Annotated in this window: 15 protein-coding genes; 2 read left to right on the top strand and 13 right to left on the bottom strand. The window is 62.1% G+C overall.

Features of this window, described 5'->3' with window-relative positions:
• Positions 1–202: 202 nt before the first annotated feature.
• Positions 203–526 carry a flagellar biosynthesis anti-sigma factor FlgM gene (gene flgM, locus SJQ66_RS03090; protein ID WP_253464046.1) on the top strand — a complete coding sequence of 108 codons (324 nt, stop codon included), beginning with the start codon at positions 203–205 and terminating at the stop codon, positions 524–526.
• A 154-nt stretch (positions 527–680) separates the two neighbouring features.
• Positions 681–1,700: a DUF2891 domain-containing protein gene (locus tag SJQ66_RS03085; RefSeq protein WP_036010671.1), complete on the top strand. Its 1,020-nt coding sequence runs from the start codon at positions 681–683 to the stop codon at positions 1,698–1,700.
• Positions 1,701–1,748: 48 nt separating this feature from the next.
• Here the strand turns inward: SJQ66_RS03085 and SJQ66_RS03080 are convergent, their stop codons facing one another.
• The 13 genes from SJQ66_RS03080 to cheA all read right to left on the bottom strand — a co-directional run bounded on the left by SJQ66_RS03080 (position 1,749) and on the right by cheA (position 20,544).
• On the bottom strand, positions 1,749–2,489 hold the full coding sequence (locus tag SJQ66_RS03080) for an RNA polymerase sigma factor FliA (RefSeq protein ID WP_036010668.1): 741 nt from the start codon (positions 2,487–2,489) through the stop codon (positions 1,749–1,751).
• A gap of 14 nt (positions 2,490–2,503) precedes the next feature.
• Positions 2,504–3,541, bottom strand: a complete 1,038-nt coding sequence (locus tag SJQ66_RS03075) for a MinD/ParA family ATP-binding protein (RefSeq protein WP_320533598.1) — start codon at positions 3,539–3,541, stop codon at positions 2,504–2,506.
• A complete protein-coding gene (gene flhF, locus SJQ66_RS29570; protein WP_407691450.1) occupies positions 3,534–6,923 on the bottom strand; it encodes a flagellar biosynthesis GTPase FlhF in 3,390 nt (1,129 codons plus the stop codon). The genes SJQ66_RS03075 and flhF overlap by 8 nt, the downstream gene beginning before the upstream one ends.
• A complete protein-coding gene (gene flhA, locus SJQ66_RS03065; RefSeq protein WP_024904041.1) occupies positions 6,920–9,019 on the bottom strand; it encodes a flagellar biosynthesis protein FlhA in 2,100 nt (699 codons plus the stop codon). The genes flhF and flhA overlap by 4 nt, the downstream gene beginning before the upstream one ends.
• A gap of 263 nt (positions 9,020–9,282) precedes the next feature.
• Positions 9,283–10,644, bottom strand: a complete 1,362-nt coding sequence (flhB, locus tag SJQ66_RS03060) for a flagellar biosynthesis protein FlhB (RefSeq protein ID WP_320533597.1) — start codon at positions 10,642–10,644, stop codon at positions 9,283–9,285.
• Positions 10,645–10,991: 347 nt separating this feature from the next.
• Positions 10,992–11,744, bottom strand: coding sequence for a protein phosphatase CheZ (gene cheZ / locus SJQ66_RS03055; protein WP_081764985.1), 753 nt, complete (start codon positions 11,742–11,744; stop codon positions 10,992–10,994).
• An 85-nt stretch (positions 11,745–11,829) separates the two neighbouring features.
• The gene (gene cheY / locus SJQ66_RS03050; RefSeq protein ID WP_024904038.1) at positions 11,830–12,225 is read right to left on the bottom strand and encodes a chemotaxis response regulator CheY; all 396 of its coding nucleotides are present in this window, start codon (positions 12,223–12,225) and stop codon (positions 11,830–11,832) included.
• 181 nt (positions 12,226–12,406) lie between these two features.
• Positions 12,407–13,510: a protein-glutamate methylesterase/protein-glutamine glutaminase gene (locus SJQ66_RS03045; RefSeq protein ID WP_320533596.1), complete on the bottom strand. Its 1,104-nt coding sequence runs from the start codon at positions 13,508–13,510 to the stop codon at positions 12,407–12,409.
• Positions 13,510–14,388 carry a chemoreceptor glutamine deamidase CheD gene (cheD, locus tag SJQ66_RS03040; RefSeq protein ID WP_046152504.1) on the bottom strand — a complete coding sequence of 293 codons (879 nt, stop codon included), beginning with the start codon at positions 14,386–14,388 and terminating at the stop codon, positions 13,510–13,512. The genes SJQ66_RS03045 and cheD overlap by 1 nt, the downstream gene beginning before the upstream one ends.
• Entirely contained in the window at positions 14,385–15,410 is a 1,026-nt protein-coding gene (locus tag SJQ66_RS03035) for a CheR family methyltransferase (RefSeq protein ID WP_024904035.1), read from the bottom strand. Before SJQ66_RS03035 ends, cheD begins: the two co-directional genes overlap by 4 nt.
• A 259-nt stretch (positions 15,411–15,669) precedes the next feature.
• Complete coding sequence (locus tag SJQ66_RS03030) at positions 15,670–17,298, bottom strand: methyl-accepting chemotaxis protein (protein ID WP_024904034.1); 1,629 nt, start codon at positions 17,296–17,298, stop codon at positions 15,670–15,672.
• A 165-nt stretch (positions 17,299–17,463) separates the two neighbouring features.
• The gene (locus SJQ66_RS03025; protein ID WP_081764984.1) at positions 17,464–17,997 is read right to left on the bottom strand and encodes a chemotaxis protein CheW; all 534 of its coding nucleotides are present in this window, start codon (positions 17,995–17,997) and stop codon (positions 17,464–17,466) included.
• Positions 17,998–18,204: 207 nt separating this feature from the next.
• Positions 18,205–20,544: a chemotaxis protein CheA gene (gene cheA / locus SJQ66_RS03020; RefSeq protein WP_176025997.1), complete on the bottom strand. Its 2,340-nt coding sequence runs from the start codon at positions 20,542–20,544 to the stop codon at positions 18,205–18,207.
• Between the last annotated feature and the right edge of the window lie 141 nt (positions 20,545–20,685).

Here is a 20,685-nt window from a genome sequence, read left to right as displayed (position 1 = left end):
GGGACTGATGCATGAAAACGATTTTATCGTCCGAGACAAGATGTCACACACCGTATTTCTGCGTAATCAATCAGGCGTTCGTCAACCGTTAAATTACAAAATGTCTGCTCAATTAACGGCGTGTTGCTTAAATCCCCCGGAAATTACTAAAGTTCGCCTCAGGTAGGCCGTTACAGCAGGAAACGTCCCTTGGGGAACTGCTGTGAAACTCAATCCATCCTCGGCGGGCCAAACGCCCGCGGCCTTGCAAAAGCCGACTGTGGGCGGGCAGGCCAACTTGGCGGCGGCGCCCCCGCCGAGCCCTACCGTACTGGCAAGCACCGCCGCGGCTAGCGGCAGTGTATCTTTCTCGCCAATGACCGCAGCGTTGTTGGCCGCCGCCAGCGACCCGAGCAATGATATCGACATGCCACGCGTGGACGAGTTACGGTCCGCCATCGCTAATGGCACGCTGCGCATCGACGCCGAGAAAATCGCTGACGGGTTGCTCGTCACCACCCAGGAACTGATTCAGATGCCGAGCTGATCAGCGCGCCAGCGGTGCTGCCGAACGCGTCGGGATTGCCCGCGCACAGCGCCGTGGTTCCAACGGCTGATGTGTGACCGCTTATCGACCGGGGCACTCGGCGGTATAGTAGGCCTCTGACGAACCACCGCGCCGTGTGCGCCCTCGTGCCGAGATGCTAACTGCCGACGTCGCCTCCCAATTCTCCTCCATCGCGCTGCGCCATGTGACACGCGAATATCCCAATAGCCTGCTGCATGTCCTGGTCAATGACGACGACGCCGTCTCGCCGCGCCAGCTCCATCCGGTGTTTTATGGCAGTTACGACTGGCACTCGTGTGTGCATGGTTATTGGATGTTGGCGACGCTGCTCGACCGGTTCCCAACGCTGCCGCAACGTCATGAAATCCTCGCGACGTTTGACACGCATCTGACGCCGGCTCGCGTAGCCGGCGAGGTACGTTATTTCGAACGGCCAACGGCGCAAGGGTATGAGCGACCGTATGGCTGGGCATGGTTGCTGGCCTTGCACGGCCAATTGCATCGGATGAGCGGAACCGCTGACGCCGACGCGATCCGTTGGCGCGACGCATTGCAACCGCTGGCCGATCTGCTGGTGGCCCGCTTCACCGCGTTCCTGCCGAAATGCACCTATCCATTACGCGTGGGCACGCACTTCAACACCGCGTTTGCACTCGCGTTGGCGCTCGACTATGCACGGGACACCGCCAATGCGCCGTTCGCGGCGCTATTGAAAGATACTGCCGTGCGTTGGTACGGTGAGGACCGTGGATACCAGGGATGGGAGCCTGCCGGCGACGAATTCCTGTCACCCGGCTGGATGGAAGCGGAATTGATGCGGCGCATCTTGCCCGCGGACGCGTTCGTGTCGTGGTTCGACGCATTCCTGCCCAATGTACGGCAACGCCAACCGGCGGCGATGTTCGTGCCGGCAACGGTAACCGATCGCAGCGATGGCAAGCTGGCGCATCTGGATGGCTTGAATCTCAGCCGTGCATGGTGCTTACGGCAGATCGCGCAAGGGCTACCCGGCTCGGACACGCGCCGTGCGCTGTTGGCCGAGACGGCGAACGTGCACCTGACGCAGGCGTTGGCGCAAGTCGAAGGCGATTATATGGGCGAACACTGGCTGGCCACGTTCGCATTGCTGGCGTTATTGGCGGAGCGGCACTGAGACCAGCCATGCCGTACGTGCGCGCATGCGCGCACGCTCACTTTCGCCCTATGACGTCACCGGCGCGAAATCCCGCATTTTCGCGCGCAGCCGGCCCACGGCCTGGCTATGCAACTGGCAGACGCGCGATTCACTGACTTCCATCACCGCGCCGATTTCACGCAAATTCAAACCTTGCTCATAGTACAAGCTGAGTAACAGTCTTTCCCGTTCGGGCAAGCGTTCGATCGCCTCGATCAGGGATTCACGGAACGCGCCGTCCATCAAGCTTGCCAGAGGATCGGTCTTGTCCACGCAGTGACGATCGAGAAAAGATTCGTCACCGCCTTCGCGCTCGAAATCCTCGTAATAAAACAGCTGGCTACCGTGCAGGTCCTGCAGCATGGACTGGTATTCGCCTAGCGGCAGCTGCAAATGCTCGGCCACCTCGGACTCGGTCGCCGACCGGCCCACGCGCTGCTCGACCTCATGCACCGCACGCTCCACTTGTCGCGACGAGCGACGCAGGCTACGCGGCAACCAATCGTTCTCGCGCAACTGATCCAGGATCGCGCCGCGAATACGTTGGCTCGCGTAGGTCTCGAATTGCGCCCCGAGTTCGCCCTTGTAGCGGTTGGCGGCGTCGAGCAAGCCGATCATGCCGGCCTGAATCAGATCGTCCAGATCGACGCTCGATGGCAGCTTGGCAACGATATGCAGTGCGATCCTTCGCACCAGCGGCGCGTAGCGTAACGCCGTATCGTGCATCGACTGCTCGTTTTGCGTTAATTTGCCTTGGGCAGTGTACATCCGCGACTCCTTCGTCACGCAATATGCGCAGGCACCGCGTGCCGTTGCGTCGCCGCGGCCATTGCCTGCGGACCATTCCCGTAATCCTGCTGCCGACCCGTCATGCCGTCATCTTGCTGCGCACCGCGCGCGGGGGCATGCATGCCGTCCACCGCACCCACGCTTGCCTGGGCCTGTTGCTGCCGCCCATTCCCGCTACCCTGCTCATCAGTCGCCACGGAGGATGCGCCGCCGTCAGCCGGAACTGCACCGCTCGACGCCAGCGGCCGCCACGGCCAATGAACGATTTCCGCACCCACGCGGCGATAGTCGATCGCCGCCGGCGCGGTTGGATACGCCGTTACAACGCAACCGCCCAATGCATCGGCACGCCCCAATCGGTCCGCATCACGCGAGATGACGCCCGCGGGTGACAGGGAGATCGCGAGATACCGCCTGGCGACACCTGATAGGTTCTGGTAAGCGTTTTGCGCGTCGAGTGGTTTTGCCACTCGATTGAACAACAGCCGGAATTGCTGGATACCTTGTGCGAAATGCAGCCGCTTGATTAATCCATACGTACCCGGCATGGCCGCTGGATCAGCGTCGACAACGATCAGAACGTCGTGCGCCTGCGCCGCCAGAGGGGTCAGCGTACCGGTTTCATCAACGCGTGCATCCACCAACACGATATCGAGCGCGCCATTCATCGCCGCGGCCTGTTCATCGCCGCGCCAATGGCGCAATCCGACGGAATGGCCCTCCGCGTCAACCGGGGACCCAAGCGTCGGCACCCCACGTTGCGTTTCGTCATCGAACGGTGACAATACATCATCCAATTCGAACCGCTGCTCGACGACATCAGCGAGCGTGACGGGATATTGACCGACGCGCGCCTGTTCATCGATCACCAATGCACGCTTGCCATGAAAGCGCAAGGATGCAGCCAGATTGCGGGCGGCCGTCGTCGCGCCCGCGCCCTGCGCCGCGCCGAGAACGGTCACGATGCGCAGCGGACGGCCCGCCACCAGACGGCGTAGCCCTTCGGCCTGGTCGATAACGAACTTATCCATGCGAACTTCCGTAGTGTGCCTCGGCGGGCGACGGCTGGCCGGGCGAACGCGGACCATCGACGATTCCCTGAGTCGAGGTCGACCGTGCCGCACGGTCATTCTCACCAGCAAACAACATTTCCAATGCCTCCGCATCCGGCTGGAATGGTGATGTACGATGCGGATCGCTGAAAGCATTGTCGATCAAATAGCCACGGCGTGCCACTCGTAGATCCTCCGGCACCTTTTGTCCGTTGGACACGTAATGCACAGGCAAGCGGTGACGCATGACCGTGTCCAGCGCCGCGCCGATCCCGTTGGATTCGTCCACCTTCGTGATGATGCAGCCACTCAAGCCACCGTCCGCTTCCCCCGCATTACCGCCTGCCGCCGCATTGATCGCGGAACCGTAAGCACGAACCACCTCGTTCAACGTGTCGCCGTGGCTCGTCGCGTTCAGGAGCAGCAGGCGCTTGACCGGCATTTGCGCGCCCCGCAGCATCGCGACCTGTTCCGATACGGCCCGGTCACGCTGACTCATGCCGATCGTATCGATCAGCACCATATGCTTGTTCCGCAGTTCCGACAGCACCAGGCTCAGATCCGATGCATCCTTCACCGCATGCACCGCCACACCGAGGATGCGGCCGTAGATCCGCAACTGTTCGTGCGCACCGATACGATAGGAGTCCGTCGTGAGCAAGGCCACGCGGTCCGCGCCATGGCGCATGACCGCACGCGCGGCCAACTTCGCCGTGGTGGTCGTCTTGCCTACACCGGTCGGGCCCATCAGCGCGAACACGCCACCACGCTCCATCAACGCGTCTTCGTTGTCCAGCACCGGCAGGTTACGCTCGAATGTCGCCTTGACCCATGCCAGCCCTTCTTCCGGCGTGTGGACGGCCGGCAGTTTGTCCAACATCAGCCGCACGAGCTGTGCCGAGAACCCGCAGGCCAGCATCATTTGCGTGACGCCGTTGCGCACCGGGTCCCGGCGAATCCGCTCGCTTTGATCGATCGCCTCGAGTTGCAAGCCCAATGCGCCACACAGATTACGCATTTCCTCCAGCACGGCAGTTGCGCTGCGCGGACTCGGGTCATTCGTCATGGACGCCGTGATCGCAGGCGCGGATGCCGACGCTGGCGTCGTATCGGCAGGGATCGACGATGACGCATCGGCCGCGCTGTCACGCGCCTCCTCCACGTCTACGCCGAATGCGTCGTTCAGAAATGTTCCTGTCGCCGCCGACGCGGTGGCAGGTGCGGTATCGTCCGTGGCAACGCCCGCTTGCAAAGCCGGCGCCGCGGCAGGCACGGCATCCGCAGCCGATGCGGTCGCCGCATCGCTGATATCACGCGATTGCGGTGCCGTTGCAAAGGACGCCGGCAAATCGGCGTTATCCGGCAAATGCGATGCCAATGCCGGCAACGACGGCGTCGCACGAAGGCCGCCTATCGGGTTACCGATCGCCGGGTTCGTATGGGGGAACGTGGCAAAAGACGCCTTGACACGTGTGTGCGCCGCGTAACGCGTCGCGCCGTATTCGCGTGCCGCCATCATCGGCGACGCTCCCTGTGATGTCACCGGCGTCGACGTGGCCGATATCGTCGTCCCCGCCCGGTCCGCGGCAGGTGCGGTATCGACATCGACATCATCGCGCATCGCGCTTGCCACTTGCCTGGCGACGTCGTCGTTCGACGCACCCACGCGAAGGCCCCCCGGTGGTGTATCACGCTCCATCAACGCGGATTCCGGCAGCGGCGTGCGATCTTGCTCTTCCCGCGGCATGCTCGCCGGACGCACCACCACCTCCCCCGGGTTACCGAGTCCTCGCGCCATGGCCTCGCTGGCCGTCATCGGCGTCGCCGCCGCGTCGCCATGGCTCAGGCCAGCCGCATCGCGTGCCGGCCGGATTGCCGTCGGAAGGACGACACTGCTGTCATCCCGTTCGGCACGTGACAGGCCGAGCACATTAGCCTGCATGGATTCCTCGCCATCCCGCTCCGGTCGCGCCAAGCCAGCCACACCAGACAAGTGCCGTCCGCGTTCGGCTGCGCGGGCAAACGGCACGACGGGTGCCGGATCATCCTGCGTCATGTGCGTCCCATCGGGTTGCGCCGCGTCTGCGTGCGAGACATGCCCGTCATAATAAGCCGCCTCGTCGTGCGCGGAGTGTTCACGACCACCGTACTCGTTCGTCTCAAAATTCGCGTAGGCGTCATGCCCGTAGTGCGCGGCGGCATCCTGTCCATCGCTAGCATCGCCGTAGGCGACATCACGCCTGATGTCATCCTCACGGCCATCCAACAGCGCGCCGTTCACCGGCGACGGATCGGACGACCACGCATCGGCCCCAGCAGATGCCGTGCGATCCGGCCGGCCAACGTCGGCTTCCGTGGTGACATTGTGCCCGGGTTGCCTGGGTGACCTCGCTTCGCCGGTCCAGCCGGCGTCAGCCATCCGTTCGGCCCCCGGTTGTCCCGGCCCTTCCGAAACATCGTTCGACAACCCCGCGGCGGCTTCCGCCTCCGCGCGTGCGCGACGTTGCTGAAGATACGCAGTCTGGGTCGCGCGGTGCACATACGCCAGCGCCGATGCACCATCATCACCCACCGCCTTCGCGGCCAGCACGCCTGGCAATGCACGCGTGCGATCACGGCCATTCGTATTGTCCGGATGCATCAACGGGCTATGCAGCCCCGGGGCGGGACGATATGGCGCGGGGGCGCGCGGCCCTTCCTGCACCGACACTTGCCGTGCGTCTTCCCGTGTCTCGACCGGACGCGCCAGTCGACGATCGCGGTCGCTGCGCTCGGCCATCGGCGCTTCGTCGCGCGGTGTAAAACGACGCCCCTGCTGACTATGCGACGGGCCCTCGAAAGTGGGTTGGAGCGTGGGGAACGCACGGCGCGCGAAACCACCTGGCAAACCTTCACTCGCCCCCGCCGGACGGGCCTGCTGCAACAGGCTGGCGGCCGCCATACCGGGTTGCCCGGCCGATCCACGCCCTGATTCGGGGGAAGGCAACGCACCAGACACCCCGCCACGTGAAGCAAACGCATTACCTTGGAACGGTGCGTGCGGCGCCGTGCCGAATGCGGACGGACCATAGCCCTCGAAGGGTTCGACATCGTCGAACGGATCAGCCTCGATCGGCAGCCCTGACGCGCCGCGCAGCGAGGGTTCAATGCGCACCGGCGTCTCGGACGGACTCACCGGCGCGGCGGAAGGCGCCGTCGGCGCCTCGACGATCCCGCTCAGGGTGTCTTCCGTCAAGGCGACCAGTTCCACGCCACCGTCCACCACGCGATTCGATAACACCACCGCGTCGGCGCCGAGTTCGGCGCGTACCAATTTCAGGGCCTCACGCGACGAGGGAGCGAAGAATTTACGGACTTTCAAACCTGACCTCCGATCGTGGTCGTCACGCGGATCGTACGGCTATCCGGTACTTCCGCATAGCTCAGGACCTTCAATTGCGGCATGCTACGGCGCAGGAAACGGGCAAGCAAGGATCGCAATCCGTGCTGCACCAGCATCACCGGAGGGAAACCTTGATTCTGCTGCTGCAACAACGCATCCTGCGTTTGCTGCAGCAGTGTATTCGCCAGCCCCGGCTCCAGGCCGCCACCGTTGCCATTCGACAACGCCTGGGACAGGATACGCTCCAATCCCGGCTCGAGCCCGATCACGTACATTTCGCCATTGCCCGGCGCAACTTGCTGGGTGATCGCGCGCCCCAGGGCCAAACGTACCATCGCGGTCAATTCGTACGGGTCGCTGACCTTCGGCGCGTGCTCGGCCAATACATCCAGAATAGTACGCATATCGCGAATCGGCACGCCTTCGTCCAGCAGCCCTTGCAAGACCTTCTGCAACGTCGTCAGCGTGATCACCTTTGGCACCAGGTCTTCGACCAGCTTCGGCGCGTCGCGTGAAATCCGATCCAGCAATTGCTGTACTTCCTGACGGCTCAGCAATTCCGATGCATGCGACGTAATCAGGTGATTCAAATGCGTTGCCACGACCGTACCGGCATCCACCACCGTATACCCCAGCAATTGGGCCTGCTCGCGCATGCCGATATCGATCCACACCGCCGGCAAGCCGAACGCGGGATCGCGCGTGGGCGCACCCTGCAACGGCCCGCTGACCTGGCCCGGGTTGATCGCCAGCCACTGGCCGGGAAATGCGTCGCCGGTTCCCACCTCGACGCCGTTCAACGTGATCCGGTAGGCATTCGGCCGCAATTCCAGATTGTCCCGGATATGCACCACCGGTGCCAGAAACCCTATTTCCTGGGCGAATTTTTTGCGAATGCCCTTGATCCGCTTCAGCAATTCACCTTCCTGGGCAGCGTCCACCAGCGGGATCATCCGATAGCCGATTTCAAGACCGAGCGGATCGACCAGTTGCACATCGTCCCAGCTGGCTTCCGTATTTTCGGCATTGACCGCATTTTCTATAACCGGCTTCGGTGCGGCAGCTTCCGCGGCGCGGCGCTCGGCAAGTTGGCGCATCTTGCGCGCCATGAAAAACAATCCACCACCTAGCAGGCCGAAAGCGAGGTGCGGCATGCCTGGAATCAAGCCCATCCCGGCAAGAATACCGCCAGTGATCGACAGCACTTTCGGGTTGGTGAACAACTGACCGGTGATTTGCGTGCCGACATCTTCCTCGGTCGCCACGCGGGAGACGATGACGCCAGCCGCCGTCGAAATCACCAACGCCGGGATCTGGCCGACCAAGCCGTCACCGATCGTCAACAGCGTGTAGTTCGTTGCGGCGTCGCCAATGGCCATATTGTGCTGGGCCACGCCGATGATCAAGCCACCGACGATATTGATCGCCATGATCAGGAGCCCGGCCACCGCGTCGCCGCGGACGAATTTCGATGCACCGTCCATCGAACCGTAGAACTCGGCTTCCTGCGCCACGGCGACACGGCGCTTACGCGCGTCGGTCTCGTTGATCAAACCCGCGTTCAGATCGGCATCGATCGCCATCTGCTTACCCGGCATCGCGTCCAACGTGAACCGCGCAGACACTTCGGCGATCCGGCCCGCGCCTTTCGTGATCACCATGAAGTTGATGATGACAAGGATAGCGAACACGATGATCCCCACCGCGTAATTGCCGCCCACGAGGAAGTGGCCAAACGCCTCGACCACCTTGCCTGCGGCATCCGGGCCGGTATGGCCTTCCATCAGCACGATCCGCGTGGAAGCGACGTTCAGCGACAGTCGCAACAATGTGGAGAACAGCAGCACGCTCGGGAACGCCGCGAAATCGAGCGGTTTCTGCGTGTAGAGACTGACCAGCAGCACCATCACGGCCAACGCGATGTTGAACGTGAACAGCAGGTCGAGGATGAACGCCGGCAGCGGCAGGATCATCATCCCCAGGATCATGATGATCAGGATCGGGCCGGACAGCGCCCGCAGATTGCTGCCGGCGCCACCCGCGGGAATGCCCAGCATCGCAGTGAGGCGATTCATGCGGCGCTCCGGGCCACGACCGGCATCTGTTCAGCACAGCGGGCGTGCGCGCGCGGGCGCCGGGCGCCGTGTGGCGTCTGTTCGGCATCGCGTAGGCTGGAATGGCGCACTGGGGGTTCTCCGCTGAGACGCTCAGGAGGGCGCGTTCCGCGACAATCGCGGGGTACCGCGTTCGACCGCGGCGTTAAAGACGCACTCCGACGGAATGCATTATTACGGCAGCGCGCTAGCAGCGATCGAACGATAAGGTGGCTGAAATGCCCTTACTTCTGCGGATCACGGGCAGACGCGCCACGAGAACCACCGCCTGCCGCGCCAGCTTCGCGAATACTCGCCGGATCGACATCACTGACGCCAGCGGCGGCGTCACCCATTCCTCCGGCATTCCGTCCCGTCCGGCCCACCCCGGCACCCGCGGCGGTGCGGTTGCCAGCTTGCGTGGCGGCATCGAGGCTCGCATCGTCGAGATTGCCGTCGCTTCCAGACAACGACTCCGCGCTGACGGCCATTTCCTCAGGCACCACCACCGCGTCGGGTTGATCGGGATACTGCCCCCCTTCCGCATGCCAGCGCCGCAACTGGAACACCCAGGCCAGCACCTCCGCCACGGCCCCATACAGCGCCGCCGGAATCTCGCGATTCAACTGCACATGCTTGTACAGAGAACGCGCCAAAGGTGGCGCCTCGAGGACCGGGACGCCATTTTCCCTGGCAATTTCCTTGATACGCTCGGCAACGAGGTCGGCCCCTTTGGCGACGACGCGTGGCGCGCGCATGCCGGCGTCGCTGTAGCGCAACGCCACGGCGAAGTGGGTTGGGTTCGTGATGATCACGTCGGCCGTGGGGACCTGCGACATCATGCGGCGGCGGGCCATCGCGCGTTGTTGCTCTCGTATCTTCGCCTTGATGTGGGGGTCGCCCTCGTTTTCCTTGAATTCGCGCTTGACCTCCTCCTTCGTCATTCGCAACTTCTTCGCATGCGACCAGAGCTGATACGGAACATCGGCAAGCACCAGCAGCAGCATCGAGCCGACCGTGGCCGCGCAAACCACGCCCACCATTTGCGCCGCGTGCGGTAAGGCCGCACGAACCGGTTCACCCAGCAGCCCGATGACATCCGCTTTGTAATGGAAGGCGACCATCGTGGCCACCGTGCCGACCAACACGCATTTGGCAATGCCCATGCCGAGCTGCGCCAACGCGTGCGTCGAGAACATCTTGCCCAGGCCGGAAATAGGATTCAAGCGGCCAAAATTCGGCGCCAACGGCTTTGTCGTCAGCAGCCATCCGCCCAAGGCCATCGGCGACATCAGCGCAACAACCGTCATGGCGAGCAAGATCGGCCCGATTGCCTGCGCGGCCAGCAATACCGCGTCACTGATCCGATGCAACATCTGCATGGGGTCCTGGCTTGCAGCGCGATCGAAAATGAACGCATGCTTGAACAGTCTCTGGAACTGGCCAAGCATCGAGCCACCCGTCATGTAGACTCCGCCGAACCCGACGGCCAGTAGCGCGAACGTCGACAACTCACGCGAACGCGCAACCTGTCCGTCCTCCCTGGCCTGCTCCAGCCGTCGGGGCGAGGCTGATTCGGTTTTTTCGAGATCGCTGTCTTCTGCCACGCGCGCTCCGTAGCGGACGGAAGGCAGCCCCGATGGCCACGCTGTCTCCGTCTCGTCCTGTGCCGTCTGATCGACTCAAACATGTCGGCAACCCAATGTGCCTTGATGGGCGAGGCTTCCGACTGCTGGCATTATCAGGGGCGGGACGCAACCACCATCCAACGATCAGACAAAAAAAGACGGCGCATTTCCCGAGATCGGGCCGTGCGCCGTTGGAGTGAGAACCGGTGTTGTCATTCAATCGCCTCTTGCGATGGCCGAACCGATGGCGCATCGACGTTGAGACGAGATGAATCGCAAAGCAAAAAAACCACGTGGAACCGGCAGAGCCGGTTCCACGCGATTGATCAGAAACCGAGTTCGGTCAGTAGATCGTCTACCTGGCCTTGGTCGGTAACTATATCGGTACGTCCTTCCGTGTTGATCTGTGGACCGTTCAACAACGACGGCTCCTTGTCTTCGGTCTTGACGCCGCTCACGATCTTGATCAACTCGGCGCGACGTTCCGGCGAGATGTTTTCCAACAACACGCCCAGCAATTGCTGTTCGATGTGGTGCACCACATCCATCACTTTCTTGATCACCTGGCCGGTCAGATCCTGGAAATCCTGGGCCATCATGATTTCAAGCAATTGCGCATTGATCGTCGCCGACTGCGAGGACGTGGTCTGCAGGAATGTGCGGGTTTCCGTGACCAGCGCGCGCGAGGCATCGATATCTTGCGGCGCGTCGTACCATTTCTGCCAGCGACCATCCAATGCGTTGGCTTCCTTGTTCAACTTGTCTGCCAGAGGCATGGCGACATCCGTCGCGTTCAACGCACGCTCGGCGGCTTGCTCCGTCATCGCCGCGATGTACGTCAAGCGATCACGCGCGTCGGGAATGACTTCCGCAGCCTGTTCGACTTGCTTGTCCAGCCCCAGTTCACGCATGCTGTCGCGCAGCATCCGCATCAGTTGCCCGATACGAGCCGTCATCCGTTCGGCGGGATCCGCCGAGTCGACGCCCGTGCCCGCATCATGGCCCGCCGCCGCGGAGACCGCGGGCGCGGCCGTAGCCGCAGGCTGGGCGGCAACGCTTGCTGGCGGCTCCGCTTGCATTTCGGTTTTTACATCGCCCTTTACGGGCGGCGCCCCGAACAGTTCGTCATCGATATCCACGACCGCATCCTCGCGCTTAGTCATCTCACGCCCCAGCCTTCGCCATCTTCTCGCGGATCTTCGAGATCTTTTCGTCGAGAATCGCAGCGGTGAACGGCTTCACCACATAGCCACTCGCCCCGGCCTGCGCCGCGGCAATGATATTTTCCTTTTTCGCTTCCGCGGTGACCATCAACACCGGCAAATGTGCGAGTGCCGGATCGGCGCGGATCGCCGTCAACATCTGCAGGCCGTCCATATTCGGCATGTTCCAGTCGGAAATGACGAATTCGTACGAGCCTGCCTTCAGTTTGGCGAGGCCCATCGCACCGTCTTCCGCTTCATCGACGTTGCTGTAGCCCAATTCCTTGAGGAGGTTCCGCACGATGCGACGGATCGTCGGAAAATCGTCCACCACAAGAATTTTTATCGAAGTATCCATCGTTTGCGCCTCTAAAAACCTGTACTTAATCTCAAATTAGTGTGCGCCCTATCCTGCCGGCCGGCGGGTGCGACGTCGAATGTGTAATCCAAACCGCCTGGACTCACCCGTCTCGCGCCGTTTCATTGGATATCGGCAGTAATCCACGTGATCTTGAGAGCAAATTGCACTCAACCGCGTACTATACGCGATGTGCGCGCTCACCCATCGACAGCAACTTCTGCATGACGTGATGCGTCATCTGCTGCAATGACACTGACTCACAGGCCGCGCCGATCAACACCGCCTCACGGGGCATACCGTACACGACGCAACTCGCTTCGTCCTGCGCAAAAGTATAGGCACCGGCGCGACGCATCGCCCCCATGCCAACCGCGCCATCCTTGCCCATTCCTGTCAGCAATACGCCGATGGCGTTCTTGCCGGCAAATTCCGCGACCGAATTAAATAGCACGTCGACCGATGGACGATGGCGATTAACCGGTGCCGCATCGCTTAACATCGCAACATAGTTCGCACCGCTGCGTGCCAGCGACAAGTGGAAGTCGCCAGGTGCGATATACGCATGCCCGGGAAGCAGCCGTTCTCCATGCTCGGCTTCCTTGACGGAAATCCGGCAAAGCGAGTCGAGCCGCTTCGCGAACGACTTCGTGAAGCCCGCCGGCATGTGCTGCGTGATCAATACGGCGGGTGCATCCGACGGCAGCGTCAACAATACTTCCTTGATTGCTTCGGTACCGCCGGTGGATGCGCCGATCGCAATCAATTTTTCCGTCGACACCAGCATGTTGCGCAAAGGCGAGATCGTCGGCGCGGCACTGCTGGCGGCGGCCGCGCCATTGGTCGCCGCGGCCGGTCGCGCCGTCAACGGACGCACCTTCGCGCGTGCTGCGGCGCGGATCTTGTCAGCGATCATGTCGCTGTAATCCAGCAATCCGTCGCGAATGCCGACTTTCGGCTTGGAAACGAAGTCCACCGCACCCAATTCCAGAGCGCGCATCGTGATTTCAGAACCACGCTCGGTCAGCGAAGACACCATGACCACCGGCGTCGGACGCAGGCGCATCAATCGCTCGAGAAAATCCAGCCCGTCCATGCGGGGCATTTCCACGTCAAGCGTCAATACATCCGGATTGTGCTGTTTGATCAGTTCCCGTGCGACCAACGGATCCGGCGCTGTCGCGCAGACCATCATGTCAGGCTGGTTGGAGATGATCTCGGTCATCAGGCTGCGTACCAACGCGGAGTCATCAATGCAAAGGACACGAATCTTCGGGGTAGACATCACATCGTCTCAATAATGGTTTTTGTTAACGGCTGCGGCGGCGTCGCACCGCCCGCGGGCGCCGTCGCCGGACGACGGATGAAAAGCTCGACGCGCGACTTCGATGCAGCCGCGGCGGCACCGGACGCGGGTGCGGCGGCGCCAGTTGCTGCCGCCGGCTTGCTGGCACCGGTCACCGCCGCCGTGGGTGGGAGAGACGTTGCCGGACGAGCAGCCGCGCGCGCCGCGCTCGCGAAGACCTGGATCGTATCCGGTGAACGGCGTGCATGCCGATCCCGCATTGCCCCCATTTCCTCGGACATCGCACGCTCGCGTTGGGCGAGCTCGATCTCGGCCGTATGGCTAACAGGATCGGTGACGCGGACGTCCAGCGGGAGCTTGCGTACCATCGCCTTGCCGCTGCTTGGCATGAAGGCTACTTTGCGCGGGTGTTCCCCCTGCAAGTCTTCGGCAACGATACGAATCCCTTCCAGCGCCAGATAGCGACGGACGAATCGCGAATTGTCATCTCCGATGTTCAGCGTGTGCATGCGCTTCAACACGGCCGCGCCCCCGAATACCTTGGCTTCGAGAGAGGCACGTCGTGCGCCGCGCTTGATGAGCTCGTTGATCAACACTTCCATCGCGAACGAGCCATAGCGCATGGCATCAGACGACGCACGGGACGGATCGCCTCCACCGTCCGGCAACATGAAATGGTTCATGCCGCCCAGGCCCGAATACGGATCACGGATACAGGCGGAAACGCAGGAACCCAGCACCGTGGTGAGCACCATGTCATCGCTGGTGACAAAATATTCGTTCATCAACAGCTTGACGCCGGGCTTGCCGAAATCCATGTCCTGGTAAAAATGATTGGCCTGCGGCAGGGCACTCATCTGCGACTACCGGCGAGCGCCGCGGCGCGGCTTTCGCCGGCCGCCAACAAATTCGAGGTCGACGCCGGTTCTTGCGTGCGCTCGTAGACGGTCTGCCCCTTCAAGCGGAACGCCGATGTCATATACGAGAAGTTTTCCGAGTGTCCCGCGAACAACAAACCACCCGGCTTGATCAGCGGTGCAAACGTCTCGAGAATGCGTGCTTGCGTTGGCTTGTCGAAGTAGATCATCACGTTGCGGCAGAAGATGACGTCGAACGGCGCTTGGCGCTGAACCTGCTGCCACGGTGGCGCAATCAGGTTGCACTGTTCGAACGTGATCATCGAACGCAAGGCATCGTTGACGCGCACGCGGCCTTCGCGCGAACCGGTGCCGCGCAAGAAGAATCGTTGCAGGCGGCCTGTCGGCAGGCCTTTGACCTGATCCGCCGTATAGATTCCGGCGGAGGCGGTGGCCAGTGCCTGTGTGTCGATATCGGTCGACAGTACCTTTGCCTGGGTCTGACGTCCTCCTGCCTCCGCCAGCGTCATCGCGATCGAATACGGCTCCTCGCCAGTGGATGCGGCACAACACCATACGTTCAACGGCGACGTATGCTTGGCGGCGAATTCGGAGAGGATGGGGAAATGATGACCTTCCCGGAAGAAGGCCGTCAGATTCGTCGTCAGCGCGTTCGTAAACGCTTCCCACTCCTGTGGGTCACGACTGCGCTCGAGTCCGTCAAGATAGTCCGAGAACGAGCGGATACCGAGCGCCCGGAGACGACGCGCGAGACGGTTGTACACCATGTCGCGCTTCTGGTCGGATAACGAGATACCGGCTTCACGATAGATCAGCGCACGAATGCGACTGAAGTCCTCGGCGGTGAACGGAAAGTCACGCGCCGCTTCCAGGTCGCTGCTGGAGATGCCGGTCACGGCGAAGGCGCCGTTCTGGTTGCCACCGCCAGTCGCACCGGACGGCTGTGCATTCGTGCGGGACGAGAGGGAATTCAAGCTGGGCCGAGTGCGGAACGCAGTCATGTCAACGCATCATTTCAAGACAACCGTTAAATCGGTTCGGACTGGCGGCACGCTACGGTGCGCTTGCACCTTCACCGCCACCCGAACACATTTTTGAGCGGCCATCGGCCTGCTCATCGCATCACGCGCCTCGCTTCAGCCCCCGCCCTTCGCGCATGCGCCGGTGCCCGATGCGGGACCGATCACGCTGGTCAGCCCGCGTGGATGATCCCGTCGATGTTCTAAACCGGTCCCCGTTGCCAAGTACTACTCGTTCAAATCAGAACGACTCCCACTCACCTTCAGCGGCCGTCGGCTTGAACGCACGACTGGCGGTGCCAATTGGCGCCTGCTCGCTTGCCGGGACATCGCTGCTTGGCAACGGCGGGCGCGTTGCTTTCGCGGCGCTCGCCGGCTTTGTCGACGAAACTGGCGTCGACGCCGTCACCGAGGTAGCGGCGGCCGTGACCGCAGTCCGTGCCGCGGTTTCCGCACTGCCCGCCGAGCTACCCGCTTGCCGTGTGATACGACCGGCGACGCGCGCCTTGATCTTTGGTTTTGCCGACATTGCGGACTTGACGCCCGCCGCTGCCGTCGAACGCGGCTTTGGCGCCGAAGATTTCCGCGGAGCGGAGGTTGCCGCGGCGGGCAACGGTCGCGATACGCCCGGATGCATCGCGGCACTATCCAATCGATAATGGCCGAGCGCCGAATTCAACTGCCGCGTCTGCTCCTCCAGCGAGGCGGCCGCGGCTGCGGCCTGCTCCACCAGCGCTGCATTTTGCTGCGTGACGCCGTCCATCTGCGTCACCGCCTGATTCACCTGCTCGATGCCACCGCGCTGCTCCTCGGACGCGGCACTGATCTCGCCCATGATGTCGGTCACGCGACGCACGGCCTGCACGATTTCATTCATCGTCTCGCCGGCGCGCGCCACAAGCGTCGAACCGCTGTGTACTTTTTCGGCGGAGTCGCCAATGAGCGCCTTGATTTCCTTCGCGGCCGCCGCGCTGCGCTGCGCCAGGCTGCGCACCTCGCCCGCCACCACGGCGAATCCACGCCCTTGCTCCCCGGCGCGCGCCGCTTCCACCGCCGCGTTCAGCGCCAGGATATTTGTCTGGAACGCAATGCCTTCAATGACGCCGATGATGTCCACCACCTTGTCGGAACTGGCGGTGATACCTTGCATCGTCACGACCACCTCGCCGACCACCTCACCACCACGCGAAGCAATCTCGGAAGCATTGGCCGCCAGCTGACTTGCCTGGCGGGCATTGTCGGTGTTCTGACGCACCGTCGAGGTCAGGTGATCCATGCTTGAAGCGGTCTGCTGCAGGGACGCCGCCTGTTGCTCGGTACGCGACGACAGGTCGGTATTACCGGCGGCGATTTCCCGAGCGCCCACTTCGATACTGTTTGCACTCGACTTCACCGTGCGCAGGGTAGACGAGAGACCGTGTTGCATGGCGTCGATCGCTTCGAACACGCGACCCATCTCGTTCTGCGATCCCTGACCATACGCGTTCTCGACGCGTTGCGACAGGTCACCCGCGGCAATCCGATGGAACAAGCCGGTGGCCGTATCCAGGGGCGCGATCACCTGACGCCGCATCAGCCACAGCGTGATCAGGCCGAAAGCGACCGCCGCGATCAACGCAACGACAATCGCCACATCCAGCATGACAAGGCGGGCATGCGCCGTCTGCAATGCCGCATCGCTGGATGCTTGCAACGCGCTTCCCGCGCTACCCATCTGCTGCGCAGCCTGCGACGCATCCCGCGCCATCGCCTCGATCGCGCTCGTTGCCGAGCGTAATGCCAAAAAGCCCACGGCGCTGCCGCAAACCAGCATCAACACGAAAATACCCACCACCGCCTGCAAGGTGGCCCGGATCGTCAACTTGTTCATTTCTGGCCCGTGCTCCGGTTCCGGTCCTGCAAATCACTCACTGCCTTGCGCGAAAACGCGAGGCATCGCATGCAATGTCATGGTCACAGCTTAACGCCGGGGCCGATGGACAAAGCCTCGAACAGAGAGGCTTTTCCGTTGCCTTTCAGGCGACCCGACGTTCGATCACGCCGCGACGTGGTCCATCAGCGCCATTTCATCACTGGTCATCAAACGTTCGATGTCCATCAGAATCAACAGTCGATCGTCGATCGTGCCCAGGCCCGTCAGATACTCGGTGTTCAATACCGAACCAAATTCCGGCGCCGGCTTGATCTGAGCCTTCGTCAGCGTCAACACGTCCGACACACCGTCGACGACCATGCCGACCACGCGCTGCGCGACGTTCAGGATAATCACGACGGTCTGGTGATCGTATTCGACGGTACCCAGATCAAACTTGATCCGCATATCGACGATCGGCACGATGACGCCGCGCAGATTGATCACGCCCTTGATGAAATTTGGCGTATTCGCGATACGGGTCACCACTTCATATCCGCGAATTTCCTGGACTTTCAGGATATCGATCCCGTATTCCTCCCCCCCCAACGTGAATGCGAGAAATTCTTGCGCGGCACCGTCGCCTTGCAAGTGGTGTTCGATGACCGCAAGCGGCGCAGCGCCGCGCTGGCTGGACTGGACGAGTTCGGTGCTCATATACCTTTCCTTTCCCTTGGATTGCGCCACGCTTTTCTCGTGACGCACTGTCATACCGATTGAAAATTCACTTCTACAAGGCGGCCCGACCTTCAGCCGGACCGCTGTCCTACTCGTGTGCTGAACGGCACGTCGTAAGCGTTAGCGGCATTTTCCGCATGAAACTTGAATGAGTGACGAAAAAAACAGCGCCGTCGCGTTCCGCCTTCAATGATTGACAGGCAAGCTCATCAGTTCATCGCGGCCATTACGGTTCAATGCCGGCACATCCAGAATCAATGCGACACTGCCGTCGCCCAGAATCGTCGCCGCCGAAATACCAAAGACCTTGCGGTAGTTGGTCTCGAGATTCTTGACCACGACCTGGTGCTGCCCCAGCAATTCGTCAACCATCATCGCGAAGCGTTTGCCCTCGGCCTGAACGATGACGACGATCGCCTTGGTAGGATCCATCCGCGCATCTTCGACTTCAAATACCTTGTGCAACGCGACGATCGGCAAATATTCGCCACGCACGCGCAGCACACGACCATCCTCGCCTTGACCGGCAATCGTGAAGATCTCGTCGTTCGTCGGCTGCATCGATTCCATGACCGAATTCAGCGGCACGATAAACGTTTCCCCACCTACCTTGACAGACATCCCATCCAGGATGGCCAGCGTCAACGGCAGGATGATGCGAGTGGTTGTGCCGTTACCGGGGCGGGTCTGAATCTCGACATGCCCCCCCATCGACTGGATGTTACGCTTCACGACATCCATGCCGACGCCACGACCGGAGATATCCGTCACCTGCTCCGCAGTAGAGAAGCCTGGCATGAAAATCAACTGCGCCACTTCGTCATCGGTCATCGCATCGCTGACCGCCAACCCCTGCTTCTGCGCTTTCGCGAGAATGCGCTGCCGATTCAGTCCGGCGCCGTCGTCGGATACCTCGATGACAATATTGCCGCCCGCGTGCTCAGCGGAAAGCACCAATTCGCCCGCGGCTTCCTTACCGGCGGCCAGACGCACGTCCGGTGTCTCGATCCCATGATCCAGGCTGTTACGGACCAAGTGGGTCAGCGGGTCGATGATGCGTTCGATCAGGCTCTTGTCCAACTCGGTGGCCTGACCAAACGTCACGAGGTCGACCTTCTTGCCGAGCTTCGATGCGAGATCGCGAACCAGACGCGGGAAGCGGCTGAAAACGTAATCCATCGGCATCATCCGGATGGACATGACCGCTTCCTGCAGGTCACGGGCATTCCGTTCCAATAACGCCATGCCGTTGAAAAGACGGTCATGCACCACGGGATCGAACTTGGACGCCGTCTGCGCCAGCATCGCCTGCGTGATTACCAGTTCACCTACCAAGTTGATCAGGTGATCGACCTTCTCAACACCAACGCGGATCGAACTGCCCTCTTGCGCGCCACCGCTTGGTGCGTTCCGCGTCACGGTCGCCCCTGCCTGCGGCGGCGCGGCGGCCGGGGCGGCAGCCAATGCGGCCCCCGTCTGTGCTGCCACGGCCGGGACCGCCCCGGTTGCCGCGGCGACCGTATTGGCAACATCGGTCTGAGCGAATACCTCGGCGGACTCCGCGCTCACGGCGGCATCCACCGCAGCGGCCGCGGCGGCTTGCGCCTCGCCACCTGGTGCGACGTTCGCCGCGGCCGCTGCCGCCGCCGCGCCGCCATGGTCATAGCTCACTTCGATCTGGTCTTCATCGATCACAAAGCAGCAGACCGCAATGATGTCGTCAGGCGAGCAATCGCTTTTCAACCAGACACTCAATACATTGCCAGCTTGAACCCGGGCAGTGACCGTACCCAAGTTCGACAGCTCATCGACGAGCAGCGACTGGTCGCCGTCCTTGACATCGATCAGCCGGATTTTCAGATTGCCATGCTCGCCACCACCCGCCCCCGCGGGCGCGGCGGCAGGCGCCTCAGCGGCGGCAACCGGAGCCGACGTCGCGCCTGCCGCCACGGCCGGCGCAACAGCCACGTCCACGCCGGCAATTTCATGCAATTGGCGAATCACATGTGCCGGCGCGGCCGCTGGATCATCCGATTGGTAAGGATCCGGTCCCGCAGCGACAGCCGCGGCCACCGGCGCGGAGGCGACCGGCGCCGCAGCCGGTGCCACGGGTGCCGGCGCCGCCACGGGTGCCTGGCTGACAGCCTTCAACTTTTCGCCGAGCGCGACGCCAAGCGTGCGATCGGGTTCGACGGTGCCACCCGATTCGCGATATGCGCGAAGTTGCACTTCCAGCACGTCCTTCGATTCGAGGAACACATCGACCATGTCCGTGCGCAGCGCTAATTCCCCTGTGCGGGCCTGATCCAGCACGGATTCGAGCACGTGCGTGGTTTCGGCAAGCACACTGAAACCAAAAGTGGCGGCACCGCCCTTTATCGAGTGGGCGGCGCGGAAAATCGCGTTCAATTGTTCCGGATCCGGATGCTGTACGTCGATGCCGAGCAGCAAGCGCTCCATCTCGGTAAGCAACTCGTCCGCTTCGTCAAAGAACGTCTCGTAAAACTGGGTAATATCGAGCGACATGACCGTTGGATCTTCCGGCTATATAACTGTTTGTTTCGCCTGCGCGGGGTGTCCGCACCGGACTGTGCCATCCGCGGCGGGAGCATCCTGTACTGCACGGACACCCCCACACCGCTGGCGCTTACGAGGGGTAACGGCACG

This window comes from Robbsia andropogonis (assembly GCF_034047095.1).
Classification (GTDB): domain Bacteria; phylum Pseudomonadota; class Gammaproteobacteria; order Burkholderiales; family Burkholderiaceae; genus Robbsia; species Robbsia andropogonis.
The sequence above is the reverse complement of the archived record's forward strand: the minus strand, read 5'-3'. Positions and strand labels throughout refer to the sequence as shown.